The organism is Rhodococcus sp. NPDC006774, assembly GCF_040636045.1.
In the GTDB taxonomy this organism is placed as follows: Bacteria; Actinomycetota; Actinomycetes; order Mycobacteriales; family Mycobacteriaceae; genus Rhodococcoides.
In genome coordinates, this window is record NZ_JBEYIW010000011.1 from 14,089 (window position 1) to 28,476 (window position 14,388).

General features: G+C 65.5%; 11 protein-coding genes. 4 read left to right on the top strand and 7 right to left on the bottom strand.

Annotation, left to right across the window (positions count from 1 at the left end; genetic code table 11):
- The first annotated feature begins 99 nt into the window (after positions 1-99).
- Positions 100-1,299, top strand: a complete 1,200-nt coding sequence (locus tag ABZ677_RS17455; protein WP_358371540.1) for an FAD-dependent monooxygenase — start codon at positions 100-102, stop codon at positions 1,297-1,299.
- On the opposite strand, the gene ABZ677_RS17460 is transcribed toward ABZ677_RS17455, so the two are convergent.
- The 7 genes from ABZ677_RS17460 to ABZ677_RS17490 form a co-directional block, all read right to left on the bottom strand.
- Positions 1,296-2,189 carry a siderophore-interacting protein gene (locus tag ABZ677_RS17460; RefSeq protein WP_358371543.1) on the bottom strand — a complete coding sequence of 298 codons (894 nt, stop codon included), beginning with the start codon at positions 2,187-2,189 and terminating at the stop codon, positions 1,296-1,298. The two genes, ABZ677_RS17455 and ABZ677_RS17460, sit on opposite strands and share 4 nt — an antisense overlap.
- 82 nt (positions 2,190-2,271) lie before the next feature.
- Positions 2,272-3,078, bottom strand: coding sequence for an ABC transporter ATP-binding protein (locus tag ABZ677_RS17465; protein ID WP_037194544.1), 807 nt, complete (start codon positions 3,076-3,078; stop codon positions 2,272-2,274).
- Positions 3,075-4,082 carry an iron chelate uptake ABC transporter family permease subunit gene (locus ABZ677_RS17470; RefSeq protein WP_358371865.1) on the bottom strand — a complete coding sequence of 336 codons (1,008 nt, stop codon included), beginning with the start codon at positions 4,080-4,082 and terminating at the stop codon, positions 3,075-3,077. The genes ABZ677_RS17465 and ABZ677_RS17470 overlap by 4 nt, the downstream gene beginning before the upstream one ends.
- Positions 4,083-4,138: 56 nt before the next feature.
- A complete protein-coding gene (locus ABZ677_RS17475; protein ID WP_358371546.1) occupies positions 4,139-5,203 on the bottom strand; it encodes an iron chelate uptake ABC transporter family permease subunit in 1,065 nt (354 codons plus the stop codon).
- A gap of 5 nt (positions 5,204-5,208) precedes the next feature.
- Positions 5,209-6,513 carry a SidA/IucD/PvdA family monooxygenase gene (locus ABZ677_RS17480; protein ID WP_358371548.1) on the bottom strand — a complete coding sequence of 435 codons (1,305 nt, stop codon included), beginning with the start codon at positions 6,511-6,513 and terminating at the stop codon, positions 5,209-5,211.
- Positions 6,514-6,648: 135 nt separating this feature from the next.
- Positions 6,649-8,520 (bottom strand): siderophore-interacting protein, encoded by a 1,872-nt coding sequence (locus tag ABZ677_RS17485; protein ID WP_358371551.1) that lies wholly within the window; start codon positions 8,518-8,520, stop codon positions 6,649-6,651.
- A 70-nt stretch (positions 8,521-8,590) separates the two neighbouring features.
- A complete protein-coding gene (locus ABZ677_RS17490) occupies positions 8,591-9,664 on the bottom strand; it encodes an ABC transporter substrate-binding protein (RefSeq protein WP_358371553.1) in 1,074 nt (357 codons plus the stop codon).
- A gap of 242 nt (positions 9,665-9,906) precedes the next feature.
- Between ABZ677_RS17490 and ABZ677_RS17495 the strand changes: the two genes are divergently transcribed.
- The 3 genes from ABZ677_RS17495 to ABZ677_RS17505 are packed head-to-tail and all read left to right on the top strand — an operon-like array spanning position 9,907 to position 14,362.
- Positions 9,907-10,851, top strand: coding sequence for a methionyl-tRNA formyltransferase (locus ABZ677_RS17495; protein WP_358371556.1), 945 nt, complete (start codon positions 9,907-9,909; stop codon positions 10,849-10,851).
- Positions 10,848-12,578 carry an ABC transporter ATP-binding protein gene (locus ABZ677_RS17500; RefSeq protein ID WP_358371558.1) on the top strand — a complete coding sequence of 577 codons (1,731 nt, stop codon included), beginning with the start codon at positions 10,848-10,850 and terminating at the stop codon, positions 12,576-12,578. Before ABZ677_RS17495 ends, ABZ677_RS17500 begins: the two co-directional genes overlap by 4 nt.
- Positions 12,575-14,362, top strand: a complete 1,788-nt coding sequence (locus ABZ677_RS17505; RefSeq protein WP_358371560.1) for an ABC transporter ATP-binding protein — start codon at positions 12,575-12,577, stop codon at positions 14,360-14,362. The genes ABZ677_RS17500 and ABZ677_RS17505 overlap by 4 nt, the downstream gene beginning before the upstream one ends.
- Positions 14,363-14,388 lie beyond the last annotated feature (26 nt).

The following is a 14,388-nucleotide window of genomic DNA, read 5'->3' on the forward strand; positions in this document are numbered from 1 at the left end:
GGGTCATTCGGACAATTCGATGAAAGTACACCACAAAGGTGAGGCTCAGCTACTTTCCCTCCGGGATTGAACGGCCGGACGCTCGGGCACTCCCACTCCATGACTTCTCGTGTACTCGTCACCGGTGCGAGCATCGCCGGTCCCACCGCGGCGTTCTGGTTGGACCGAGCCGGCTTCGAGGTCACCGTCCTCGAACGCTCACCGCAACTGCGACTCGGCGGCCAGAACATCGACGTTCGCGGCTCCGGCCGCGAGGTGCTGCGTCGCATGGGTCTGGACGCGACCCTCCTCGCGAACGGCACCACCGAGAAGGGCACCCGATTCGTCGACGACGCCGACGCCACCATCGCGGCCTTCCCGGCCGGCGACGGAACCCACGACGGACCGACGGCGGAGTTGGAGATTCTGCGCGGTGAGTTCGCGCGGATCCTCGTCGAATCCGCCGGACCACGAACCGAATACCGCTACGGCGATCGCGTCGTCGGCGTGGCCCAGGATGACGACGGAGTCGATGTGACGTTCGCGTCGGGACCGTCCGAGCGGTTCGATCTGGTTCTCTTCGCCGACGGAATCCGCTCCAGCAGCAGGGAACTGGTCTTCGCCGGGGAGGCCGAGACCACACCCGTCGGCCTGTACACCGCCTACGGCGTGCTGCCGAAGGGACCGAGCGACGACGGGTGGTGGCGTTGGTTCAACGCCCCCGGATCTCGCGTGGCGAATCTACGACCGGACAACCTCGGCACGACGCGATTCAGCCTGTCCTGGGTCTCCGACGACAGCGGCTACGAGGGCGCGTCCACCGAACGCGTCGTCGCCGCCATGCGTTCGACGTTCGCCGACGTCGGTTGGGAAGTGCCCCGGATCCTGGACTCGCTGGGACCGGACTCGGAACTGTACGTCGACTATCTGGCGCAGGTGAAGGCCCCGCGCTGGTCCGACGGCAGAATCGGCATGCTCGGCGATGCCGCCTGGTGCGCAACGCCGTTGAGCGGCATGGGCACCACGCTGTCGGTCACCGGCGCGTACGTTCTCGCCGGCGAGCTCGCGCGAGCGAGTGATCATCGCGCCGGGTTCGAGGCCTTCGAGGCGCGTATGCGTCCGTTCGTCGAGCAGGCTCAGAAACTCCCACCCGGTGTGCCTCGCGTCGCGCATCCGAAGACCTCGGCGGGAGTGGCGGCGTTCCGCACCGTACTTCGCCTGGCCGGATCGAAGCCCGTACAAGCCGTGACCAGCAAATTCCTCGGCCCCGACGCAGCGACACTGGAGCTGCCGGACTACGAGTTCGACAACGCCGGCTAGAGCCCTACCCGCTCGAGCAGCGCATCGAATGCCTCGCTGGCTTCCTGCTCGGAGCGGCCGGATTCGATGACGCCGTTGTACACCGCCAGCGCCTCCTCCTGGTACTGCTTGTATTTCTCGAGCCACTTCTCGGAGTCGGCGCGCCAGTATCCGATGATGTCGAAGTACGCGATGTCGTAGCCCAATTCCTTGCGGAAGTACTTGCGCACCCGACGTGAGGACGACGCCTCGCCGGCGAACCACACGTACCCGCGTCCCTCCGGTAACGGATACGCCAATGCTGCATCGTCGAGAACGCTTGCGCTGTCGCCGTTTCCGGATCCGATGCGCCAGTCGAACGTGACGTCGGCCTGGGTCTCGAAGGATTGGATGTCGCCGCGTTCGAGAACCTCGACGATCGCGTGGGCCTTGGCCCCCGCCGGCAACTGTTCGACGAGTCGGCCGAGCGCGGGCAACCCGGTCATGTCCGCGATCAACAGCAGCCATTCCACGTCGGCGGGCGGTGAATACCAGGATCGTGGACGGGTGAACAGCACCGTCTGCCCCGGGACGGCCTGTTGAGCCCAGGTGGATGCGACACCGCCTTCGTGCGCGAAGAAGTCGATGGTCAGCTCACCGCGCTCCGGGTCGAGACGACGAACGGTGTAGTTGCGGCCTTCGGGGGCATCGTCGAGACCGTGGAACCACCAGAACCCGTCGACCTCGGTCATCGGCGGCGGGATCACCTCGCCTGCCCTGGGGAAATAGACTCCGACGCATTCGTCGGGCACCCCGAGCGTGCGGTAGCAGGCGACGTGCTCGCCGCCGAAGGTCACACGCACCATGTGCACCGTGAGTCGTTCCACCGCAACGACATCGGCGTAGTAGTAACCACGCGGTTGTTCGTTCATCTCGATCCTCGATGCATATCTCGTCGTAACTCTTGCGAGAACGTTCAGGCCGCCTGGGCGGCCACTCTCCCCCGATTCTAAACTAAGGCTTGCCTAGCCTGCGACCGACCACCTTGGGGATCACCAACGGCGTGTGCGATTCCGGATCGTCGATGATGCGGCACGGCAGCCCGAAGACCGCCTCGACCAACTCGGCGGTGACGACGTCGGCGGGCGCGCCCTCGGTGACCACTGCGCCGTCCTTCATCGCGATGATGTGATCGGCGTACCGGCAGGCGTGATTGAGGTCGTGCAACACGGCGACGAGAGTACGGCCGTTCTCGCGGTTCAGCGTGGCCAGCAGGTCGAGAAGCTCGATCTGGTGGGCGATGTCGAGGAAGGTCGTCGGCTCGTCCAGCAGCAACAGCGGCGTCTGCTGCGCGAGAACCATTGCCACCCAGACGCGTTGCTGCTGACCGCCGGACAGTTCGTCCACCGGACGGGCGGACAGCGACGTCACTCCGGTGGCGTTCATGGCCTCGATCACCGCAGCCTCGTCCGTCGTCGACCACTGCCGGATCAGCTTCTGATGCGGATAACGGCCCCGCGCAACGAGATCGGCCACCGAGATACCGTCGGGCGCGATGGAGGTCTGCGGGAGCAGGCCGAGGCGTCGGGCAACTTCCTTCGCCGGGTACGAGGAGATCGCCTTCCCGTCCAGCAGAACGGTTCCGCGAGAAGGCTTCAGCAGCCGCGAGAGTGCCCGCAGCAGAGTCGATTTGCCACAGGCATTCGGTCCGACGATGACGGTGAACTTGCCGTCGGGAATCTCGACGGTCAGGTTCTCACTGACGACGCTCCTGTCGTATCCGACTGTGATGTCGTCGGTGTGCAATCGAGGCTTCGTCACTGCTTCCTGCCTTCCCGCGCCAACAACCACACGAAGTATGCGCCGCCGACCGATACGGTCACCACACCCACCGGCAGCTGTGTGGGTGCGAAGACGCGCTGCGCAGCAACGTCGCTCACGACCAACAGCAGCGCCCCCATGCACGCGGCAGGCACCATCGCCACTCCCGACGTGCCGGTGAGGCGGCGCGCCAACTGCGGCGCGGCCAGCGCGATGAAGGAGATGGGCCCTGCAGCCGCGGTGACCATTGCGATCAGCGCAACCCCCAGGAACACCAGCATCAGCCGGGTCGGCTCGGCGCGCACACCGAGCGCCCTCGCCGCATCGTCCCCCATCTCCAACATCGGCAGCCGACGCGAGAGCACCGCCGAGCACGACGCGATGACGACCGACACGGCCAGCACGGGTCCCACCTGCGACCACCCCAGGCCGTTGAGGGTGCCCGCACCCCACACGGCGGCCGCGATCGCGTCGTCCAGGTCGGCTCTGATCACGAGCCAGGTGTTGACGGAGGCCAGAACGGCGCTGACGGCGATCCCGACGATGATCAACCGAAAGCCCTGCACCCCGCGCCGGTACGCGAGCAGGTAGACCACAGCAGCCGTCGCGAGACCGCCGACGAGCGCGCCCGCTCCGGTCCGGTAGTAGCCACCACCGAGAGTGAGTATGACGACGAGCGCGCCGGTGTAGGCACCGGTGCCGAATCCGATGATGTCCGGGCTGCCCAAGGGATTTCGCGTCAAGGATTGAAAGACCGCGCCCGATACCCCGAGGGCGGCTCCGAACAGGAAGGCCAGTGCCACTCGGGGAAACCGCCACTCCATCACCACGATCTCGGTCAGGCGTGGCGCGTCGCCGAATACCGCGGCGAGCACCTCGTTCGGCGGAATGTAGTAGTCGCCGGTACCGACCGCGACGACGGAGACCACCACCGTCACGAGGAGCAACGCCCCGCAGACGCCCACCGTTCGGATGTCGATGCGGCCGTCCACCCGATCCCGCATGCGCACGACCCACAGCTTTCGGCCGAAATCGATGTCGCCGCCGCGTTGTCCACGGGTCACAGTCCGCTCGCCTTCTTGCGGCGAACCAGCACGATCAGCACCGGCGCACCGACGAACGCGGTGACGATGCCGACCTGCAGCTCCCCCGGCCTGATCACGATGCGTCCGACCACGTCCGAGAGCAGCAGCAGGCCCGGTGCCGCGAACACCGTGTAGATCAGAATCCAACGCTGGTCCGGTCCGACGAACCACCGCACCATGTGCGGAATCATCAGTCCGACGAATCCGATGGGCCCGGCCGCCGCCGTCGCAGCACCGGCGAGCAGAGTCACAGCAACGACGCCGACGATTCGCGTACGAATCACGTTCGCCCCCAACGACTGGGCCAGATCGTCGCCGAGTGCGATCGCATTGAGGGGACGAGCGATCAGGGCCGCCAGGAAGACTCCGAGCGCGATGAACGGGGCGACTTCGGATGCGATGTCCAGACCTCGACCGGCCAACGACCCCGCTCCCCAGAACCTCATCCTGTCGAAGGCATCCGGATCGAGCAACAGCATGCCCGAGGTGACGCCGCCCAGTACCGCACCGAGCGCAATTCCGGACAGTGTCAACCGAATCGGAGTGGCTCCCGCTCGCCCCAACGACCCCAGCGCGTACACCACGATCGTGGCGACCACCGCCCCGGCGAACGCGAACCAGATGTAGGACCGAATGTCGGTGAAACCCAGCACGCCGACGGCGATCGCGACGAAGAATGCCGCCCCGGCATTGACGCCGAGAATTCCAGGGTCGGCCAGCGGGTTCCGCGTCATCGCCTGAATCAGTACACCGGCAACACCGAGGGCGATTCCGACGAGCAACCCCAGAACGGTACGCGGAAGCCGTAGTTCGCGGACGATCACAGATTCGGTGGATCCGTCGGCGACGAACAGCCCGTGCCACACCTCACCGATCGGGATGTACTCGGTGCCCACCGAGATGTTCACCAGGCACAGCGCTGCCAGAACACCGAGGACGACGAACAACCCCGCGGCCCGACGCGCATCGGTGCGAGCGAGACCACCGACTTCGGCCGGAACATCTCGCTGTTCCGGCTCGTCGCCCGTCCTCGTGCTCACCCGATTCACACCACCGATCGCACCCTCGCGCTCACAGCGGACTTCACGATCTCACCGCTGCGAACAGCGATGTTCGACAGCAACGACGAGGTCAGGCCGTGCGTGTGTTCCGTGCCGCCCTGCAGGTAGATCGAACCCGCGCTCGGTTCACGCGTCACGAGTCGGTAGTCACGCGTCACGCGAGGACCGCGAGAGTCGTATTCGACGGCGTCGAACAGCGGACCGAGGATCTCGGGCAGATCGAGGGACGTGAAGCCGGTGGCATAGACGACAGCGTCGCACAGTATGTCCTCGGCAAGACCCGTCGGGCCGTGCTCGACGGAGGCACGCACGCCCGTCGGCTCTTCGGTGGCTCCGATCAACCGGGTTGCTCCGTGCACGAACAACCGTCGCTGCCCGCTGACCCGCTCGGCGTACTCGCGGGCGTACAGCTCCTCGATCAGAGGCAGGTCGACGGCGGAGTAGTTGGTTCCGCGGTGATACTGCAACAGCTGCTCACGCAGAGTGTGCGACGACGAATAGAAGTCGTCCACGGCCGTCGGATCGAAGATGCGATTGGCGTAGGGGCTGTCGTCGGCCGGGCTGTACCCGTACTTGCGCAGCACCGCGTGCACCGACGCATCGCTGTACGTCGAGTGCAGGTAGTCCACCACCTCGGCGGCGCTCTGCCCGGCACCGACGACGACGAACGTGCGATGCGACCGCGACGGCAACCGATCGAGATGGCCGAGGAGATCGTGGTTGTGGAACTGCCGCGCCGACGCCGTGACTCCGTCGGGCAGGGTGGCGGTCAGCCCTCCGGCGAGCACGATGTTGCGCCCCCGCACGGTCCCGGTTCGTCGGCCTTCGGTTCGGACGCCGTACCCGTCGCCGGTGTCGACGACGTCCACCGCCCGGGTGCCGAAGTGCACCATCGCGTCGACCTTGCCGGCGGCCCACGCCAGGTAGTCGTGGAACTCGAGCCTGCTCGGGAAGAACGTCTGCAGGTTGATGAAGTGATTGAGCCGGCCCTGCTCCGACAGATACGCCAGAAAGGTGTACTCACTGCTGGCATTGCGCTGGGTCGCCAGGTCCTTGAGGAACGAGATCTGCATCGACGTCCCCGGCAACAGCATGCCGGGGTGCCAGGCGAACTCGCCCTTGGACTCGACGAAGCAGGCCGTCAATCGTTCTGTTGGAGTGCAGGTTCGATTGTGCTCCTCGATCGCGATGGCCAGTCCCAGATTGGAGGGCCCGAATCCGACACCGACGATGTCGTACTCGCAGTCTTCGGTGAGGTCGTATTCTCGCGAGTTGTCGTCGACAGTCATCGTGCAAGCGCTCCTGACAGTGAATGGGTCCATGACCGCGTTTCTGCGCGCAACGAAAGTGCCTGAGCATCCGCGCACGCCTTCAGTAGGCAACGCTAACCTAACTAGCGCACTATCACAACGGCTTCGACGGTGTCAGGGAACACGGTGCAGATCCAGCACCGTGATACCCCAGCCGACCAGGGTCGACGCCGTAACCGCGAGGCCGGCATCGGCTGCCACGGAGGCGAATTCGGATCTCGTTCGGACACCGCTACCGTGCATGCAGAGCATCAGTAGATCGAATTCGGCCTGGTCCTCGTCGAACGAACCGTCGTTCGACAGCCGCTCGACGACGACCAGTTTTCCGTTGTCGGCCAATCCCGTTGCCGCATTGCGCAACAACAGTGCGAGGTCCTCGTCGCGATAGTGCCCGGTGACCTCGAGCAACAGATACGCGTCGTATCCGCTCGCGCGGTTCGCACGCGGCTCGGACATGACACTCTGCGGGTGATTTTCCACTCGCTCTTGAAGTTCGGGCCACGTCTCGAGGTCGCGTCGAATCGATTCCAGCTCACTGGGCAACCCGAGCACACCGGCCGACATACCGTCGTAGCGCGCGAGAACGGAACCGAGCACCACCCCGGATGCCGCGCCCGTCACCAACACGGTCGACACGCCGTCGAACGAATAATCCTGCGCCAGAGCAGGACCGAGGAACGCAGCTTCGTCGGCGATGTGGTTGTGATGCAGTTCGGTGAGACGGGGCGACCCGGCGAGGTCATCGCTCAGAGTCCTGCCGGTCAGCAGGCTCGCACTGGCGGTGCCGGTGCGCAAGCTGTCGACGAGACCGGTGATCGACAGCTCCACCCGTGCCTCGATACCGTCCAAGTCCAACCAATGCGAAATCCAGTCGTCACCGAGCATCGCTTCGCCGACGTCGGCAAGTGTCAACCCGCCATCGGCATCCTCGACAAGGACGTCGACGGCACGCAGATACCGAACGAATTTCGCCAAGGCGCGCCTGTCGGTACCGGTCACCGACGCAAGTGAATCGACGGTGCACACTCCGCGCGAGACATGCAGAGGGATTCGCAGTGTATTTGCGGCCCTGATCGCGAACGGGGAGAAAATCTCCGCCAGTTCGGCGAGCTTGTCGAACGGCTCGGCATCGGCGACGCTCAGATCGGGGACCTCCGGATCGTCCGCGCGGGTCGGAACCTCTGCCCGTCGCCAGTAGCCTGTGATGTCGACCATCTCCGGCGGCAGGGCCCGATCCTCGCGCAGGTATCGCCTGATGCCCTTGAGAGCTGTGGATTCGCCTGCTACCCAGGCGAATACCGTTCCTTCCCACCAGGGCGCATCACGCACGGCCGATTCCAGCCGGCCTCCGGTGCCTGCGACTGCGCCGTCACCGTGCACCCAGGTGATCTTCGCGTCGGCGGCCGTCGGGAGCGGTAGCTCTCGCTCGACGTCGGCTACCTCGACGAACACCCGAATACGTTGTTCCGGCAACGCCTCTTCGAGACAGCGGGCGATGGCAGGCAACGCCGTTTCGTCGCCGACGAGCAACACCCAGTCCACGTCGGCGGGTGCACGACCCGACCGCACCGGACCGAGCAGCGGGATGGAATCACCCACGGAGCACCGACGCCCCCACGTCGACGCGATTCCGGTGTCGTGGGTGACGAAATCGAGGGTCAGTTCTGCATTTCCGGTGTCGACGCTGCGCACCGTGTAGTTGCGAGTCACCGGCCGAGGGTCCCGCCGCCACTCCACCGTGCGCTCGTGCTGCACGGGCAACGCCATCGTGCCGTTGTCGTCGAGCGGGAAGAACAGACGGACGAAGTCGTCGAATCCTTCGCTGCGCAGCGCCGGAAACCGGTAGCCGTCGCGGGAGAACTCCCGCAGCTGCGGCCCACCCAACACGATTCTGCGCATACCCGGACTCAGTTGGCGTGTCTCGATCACCGTGGCCGTACGCAGGACTTCGGGAAAGACGACCTGAAGTCGATGGGACCTTGCCACGGTGAACACGCTCCTGGTGTCGAAAGTGATTGCGCCTGTGCACGCGTCGGGTGGGGTCGCCCGGCGAAGATCAGCCCTGAACGTTCTCGGCTGCAGTGTTCAGCGCCGAGGCCACGTCGTCGAGGATGTACGGGATGGTCAGCACCGTCAGTCCACCGAACGCGAAGTTCTTGTCGGCGCTGAGTGCTTGGGTGGAGGCGGTCCGGCCCTGCGCCAGCACGGGCTGCGACGCGACTGCGGGTTCGGCGAGGAACCCAGCCAGCGATTCCTTGTCGTACGCCACGACGAACAGCACGTCGGACTTCAACAGCGATGCCTGCTCGAGGCTGAGCTCGAAGTACACGGCATCGGGGTCCTCGGCCGGGTCTGCCTGCTGGATGGTGGGTTCGTCGACGAGTCCGAGCTGTTCCAGAAACTCGACACGTACGTCGTTGTCCTTGCTGACGGCAAACGTGCCGGGAGCGTTGGGCAACGCGATGGTGACGGTCTTACCCTGCAGCGCCGGGTATTTCGCAGCGGTGTCGGCGATGGAATTCTCGACGCCGGAGACCAGGTCAGCGGCCTCCTTCTCCTTACCGAGGGCCTTACCTGCGATGGTGAGCTGGTCTTCCCACGACGTCGTCCACTGCTTGTCGGGGTACGCGACGACCGGTGCAATATCGGAGAGCTGGTCGAATTCCTCCTGGCTCAGTCCCGAATACGGCGCGAAGATCAGATCCGGTGCAGCAGCAGCGAACTGCTCGACGGGGACCGCTCCGGTGCCGTCACCGGAGAGCAGCGTGGGAGTCTCGCCACCCAGGTCGGCGAGCGCTTTCGCGTCCCACTGCAGAATGCCGCGCTCGTCCGCACCGTACTGGTCACCGTCGAAGGTCGGCATGGCGACGGGCACGACACCGAGGGCGAGAATCGCGTCCTGGTTCGACCAGCCCCAGGTGGCGATCCGCTTGGGTGCCTCGGGGATCGTCGCGGAGCCCAGGGCCGAGTCGATCGTGACCGGGAAGGCGGACTCCTGCGCAGAAGTCGTCGAGTCGGTGGCAGGCGTCTCCGCGGTATCACTGCTGCATCCGGCAGCGAGGGCTAAGGTCAGCCCGCCTGCGAGCGCGACCGACGCGACGCTCCTCGTCCATTTCGTACGAACCTTCATCGTTCCTCGGAACCTCTCGACTCGACCACGCATTGACCGGTTGCCGCACCCGACCGGGCGAGGCGACTGAGAAGGTAGCACTATTGAGGCAAGCCTCACCTCATTCGATGCGCGACCGTGCCGCACACAATAAAGCTAGGCTAGGCTACCCTCGCTGAGGCGTCGGGTCCGTCGGTTGCGCGACGGCCGTGCCGACTCCGGTGACCGACGTTCGATGTAACCGTTCCGAGGAAAGGCTCGTCATGCGAGTGGTGATGTTCGGCTATCAGACCTGGGGCCACAAAACGCTCCAGGCGCTGATCGAGTCGCGGCACGACGTGGTGGGTGTGGTAACTCATCCCACCAGTGATCAAGCGTACGAAAGCATTTGGGCCGACTCGGTCGAGGACCTGGCACGCGGTCACAACGTGCCCGTGCATCTCGCGCGACGGCCCGACGACGCCCTGATCGACCGGATTCACCAGTGGGCCCCCGACATCATCGTGGCCAACAACTGGCGCACGTGGCTCCCGCCGGAAATCTTCGATCACCCGCCGCACGGAACGCTCAATCTTCACGACTCCCTCCTTCCGAAATTCACCGGGTTCTCACCCATCGCGTGGGCGCTGATCAGCGGCGCACCCGAGGTCGGCCTGACTGCCCACCGGATGGACGGCGAGCTCGACACCGGCGACGTCCTCACTCAGGCAGCGGTTCCGATCGGCCCGAGGGATACCGCGACGGAGTTGGTACTGGCCACCATCGATCTCATTCCTCGAGTCCTCCTCGAATCCCTCGACAGCATTGAATCGGGCACAGCCGGGTGGCGTCCGCAAGACCTATCGGAGCGCACGTTCTTTCACAAGAGGCACGAGACGGACAGTCTCATCGACTGGTCCTGGGACGCCACCGACATCGACCGGTTGATTCGAGCGATGTCCGACCCGTACCCGAACGCATTCACGCATTATCGCGGCGAACGCATTTCCGTCGTGGAAGCTCATGTGTCACAGGGGATCTACGGAGGCACTCCAGGCCGAGTGTTCATTCGTGAAGGCGACGGCATGGCGATCGTCGCCGGCCCGAATGCCCACCGCGGCGCAAACCACGCACTGGTCATCGACCGGGTGCGAACCGATGACGGTACCGACCACAAAGCTCTGGAGTACTTTCCGAGTGGCGGCGGCTACCTGACCGCGGTCCCGTGACCGCTCGTACCGCGCAGGCGAACCCGGCACCGTTGACCGCGCGCCGCATCGTTCGTCGCACACTGACCCGCAACAGAGGACGACTCGCAGTCGGAACTGTCCTGCTGTGCGCGCACCAGATCGCGGAGACGGCAGTGCCGTTGGCCCTCGGCGTGATCATCGATCGCGGGATCGCAGACGGAGGTCCGGTGGAATTGATCTGGTCCATCGCCGCCTTGGCCGTGCTCTTCGTCGCACTCACGACGGCGTTCCAGGTCGGGATGCGCCAGCTGAACCTGGCCCTCCAGCGCGAAGCACACCTGGTGCGCATGGAGGTGTCCGGTCGCGTCCTGTCCACCTGCGGGGTGCGCACTCCGTTGTCCGACGGCGAGATGCTCACCGTGTCGAGCAGCGACGCCGAACAGGCAGCGTGGTTCCTCGATCTCTTTCCGCGCATGGCAGCAGCAGCAACTGCGGTTCTCGCGACAGCCGTCGCCCTGTTCGTCATCGACGTCCCACTCGGCCTCGCGGTACTGCTGGGCACACCCCTGTTCATGGCACTGCTCCGACTCGCGACGCCGCTGATCACCGCACGCACGGTGCAGCAGCAATCTCGCGTGGCCAAGGCAACCGCGATGGCCGGTGATCTGGTCGTCGGCCTGCGGTCTCTCCAGGGAATCGGTGCCCAACATGCCGCGTCTGCTCGTTACCGCGCGGCGAGCACAACAGCACTGAACGCAGCCCTCGCCACCGTCCGGTCACTCGCGCTCCAGCGAGGTGTCACGACGACCGTGAGTGCGCTGATCGCTGCCTGCGTCGCATCGTTGGCCGGATGGTTCGCACTCGACGGGCGGATCTCCATCGGGGAGCTGATCGCGGTGGTCGGTCTCGCCCAGTTCCTCATCGAGCCGCTCACCCTGCTGACCTCCGCGCCCGCAGTGGTTGCGCGTGCGCGCGGTTCCGCAGAACGCGTGTCGACCGTGCTCTCGGCCCCTTCCCTTCTGTCCGACGGACCCGAATCGGTACCGGTGCCGACGGGTTTGTCGGTGCGGAACGTGACCTTTCGATCTCTTGCCGGCATCGACATCGACGCCCGTCCAGGCGAATTCGTCGCGGTGATCGCGCTCGATCCCTCGGATGGAGACGCTCTTGCCACCGTTCTCGGCGGCCAAGTCGCCTCCGACGAGTACTCGGGGGACGTGATGTTCGCCGGTGTGTCCATGCGCGAGGTCTCGCGCGAGTCGTTCCGGACGAGAGTGCTGGCCGAGCCGCACACCACCGATCTCTTCGCCGGCTCGCTGATCGAGAACATCGTGGGATTCGAAACCGACACGGATCGAGGGCACCTCGACGCGGTGCTGTCGGCTTCGGCTGCCGACCAGGTTGCCACCGTGCACCGGGACGGACTCGAGCACCGAGTGAACGACCGGGGACAGAATCTGTCCGGTGGGCAGCGCCAACGCCTGGCACTCGCCCGAGCGCTGTATGCGCGTCCACCCGTGCTCGTGCTGCACGAGCCGACCACCGCAGTGGACGCCGTGACCGAACAGGCCATCGCCGACGGCATTCGAGGAGTGCGACATTCGGCAGATCGTGACGACGTCACTGTCGTCGTCACGTCGTCCCCGGCGCTGCTGGCAACAGCAGACGTCGTCGTCGTATTGCGCGACGGGCACGTGAGCGACACCGGGACACACGCCGATCTGACTGCAACCAACGCCGAGTACGCAGAGGCGGTTCTACGATGAACGCGAACGTACAGGATCGACACCGCTTGCCGATCGCGGAGGCCCGTCGGTCCCGGCGGTGGCTCGGCGCACGGATTCGTCGGCATCCCGGTGCTCTCGTCGGTGCACTCGTGACCGGGATCGTGTCCTCGCTGGCCGCTCTGGTGCCGTTCTTCGTTCTCGGTCGACTGGTGGACGAAGTGACCGACGGCGGTACGCCTCGGTCCATCCTCCCTATCGTGGCCATCCTCGCGGTGGCTGCGGTACTGGCAGGAACGTTTTCCGGTGGGACGAGCTATGCCGTCTCCCGCCTCGGCGAGACCATCGTTGCGGGACTTCGTGAATCGGCTCTGGAACGTGTTCTGAACCTTCCCCCCGTCACGGTCGAATCAACCGGGCGCGGCGACCTCCTGTCCCGGATCGGAGACGACGTTGCGCGGATCACCCGTGCTGCTGGAGACGTTGTCCCGTCGATGATCTCGGCCGCTCTGCTCGTCGCGGTATCGGTGGTGGCCATGTTCGGTCTCGACTACCGCCTCGGTCTCGCCGGAATGCTCGCACTGCCGCTGTATCTGCTCGCGCTTCGCTGGTACCTGCCGCGGAGCGGCCCTCTGTACGCCGCCGAGAGGGCGGCGATGGGCGACCGATCGGAAGCACTCACCAGCAGCATTCACGGACTTCGCACGGTGCGGGCATACGGAACCGAGAACATGCGGCTCGCCGAGATCGAATCGGCATCGAACCAGGCACGCACACTGGCCATTTCGGTCTTCCGACTGTTCACGCGGTTCGTCGGCCGAGAGAACCGAGCCGAGTTCTTCGGCCTGTCGATCCTGCTCGTCGTCGGATACTTCCTGTTCTCACGTGACGAAGTGACGATCGGTGCCGTCACCACTGCGGTGCTGCTCTTCCACCGGTTGTTCAACCCCCTCGGCACCATCCTGTTCCTGTTCGACGAAATCCAATCCGCCGGTGCAAGTCTGAATCGACTCGTCGGAGTCGTCGACATCGCTCTACCCGACCGCCCACAGATTGCCGCCCCATCGGAGTACACGCTCAGCCTCGACGGGGTTCGGTATTCGTACGTCTCCGGCGACGAAATTCTGCACGGCATCCACCTCACGGTGCCTGCCGGGACCTCGCTGGCACTGGTCGGTTCCACCGGAGCCGGCAAGACCACCGCTGCACTCGTCGCAGCGGGATCCATCGAGCCCGACTCGGGAACGGTGACCATCGGCGGGGTGCCGCTGCACGATCTCGGAACAGCGGAACTGCGCCGCTACGTGTCGATCCTGAGCCAGGACGTCCACGTCACCGCCGGACCGTTGATCGACGACCTCCGTCTCGCGCTCGGTGACGTCCGCGACGACGACAAGATCTGGAAGGCACTCGACGTCGTCGGTGCGGCGTCATGGGTGCGCGAGCTGCCGGACGGCATCGACACCGTCGTCGGCGACGACGGGTATTCGCTCACCGCTCATCGCAAGCAACAGTTGGCCCTCGCCCGACTCGTGTTGGTCGATACCCCGGTCGCCGTCCTCGACGAGGCCACGGCAGAAGCAGGCAGTTCGGGAGCGCGCGCACTCGAACGAGCCGCGCACGCCGCAACGCGCGGCCGAACGACACTCGTCGTCGCCCACCGGCTCACTCAAGCCTCCGCAGCCGATGCCATTGCCGTCCTCGACGCGGGGCGGGTGGTGGAACACGGCACCCATGAAGACCTGGTGAACGCAGGTGGGCCGTACGCACAACTCTGGCGTGCGTGGAAGGGCTCGGACGCGGTCGGGGTGCAGAACCCGGGCTGACCGACTCCCGAGATCAACAGTCCACC

Excerpts from the sequence above, each read along its gene's own strand:
- ABZ677_RS17455 (WP_358371540.1), top strand. The coding sequence starts at position 100 with ATGACTTCTCGTGTACTCGTCACCGGTGCGAGCATCGCCGGTCCCACC.
- ABZ677_RS17460 (WP_358371543.1), bottom strand. The coding sequence starts at position 2,189 with ATGAACGAACAACCGCGTGGTTACTACTACGCCGATGTCGTTGCGGTG.
- ABZ677_RS17470 (WP_358371865.1), bottom strand. The coding sequence starts at position 4,082 with ATGCGGGATCGGGTGGACGGCCGCATCGACATCCGAACGGTGGGCGTC.
- ABZ677_RS17480 (WP_358371548.1), bottom strand. The coding sequence starts at position 6,513 with ATGACTGTCGACGACAACTCGCGAGAATACGACCTCACCGAAGACTGC.
- ABZ677_RS17490 (WP_358371553.1), bottom strand. The coding sequence starts at position 9,664 with ATGAAGGTTCGTACGAAATGGACGAGGAGCGTCGCGTCGGTCGCGCTC.
- ABZ677_RS17495 (WP_358371556.1), top strand. The coding sequence starts at position 9,907 with ATGCGAGTGGTGATGTTCGGCTATCAGACCTGGGGCCACAAAACGCTC.
- ABZ677_RS17505 (WP_358371560.1), top strand. The coding sequence starts at position 12,575 with ATGAACGCGAACGTACAGGATCGACACCGCTTGCCGATCGCGGAGGCC.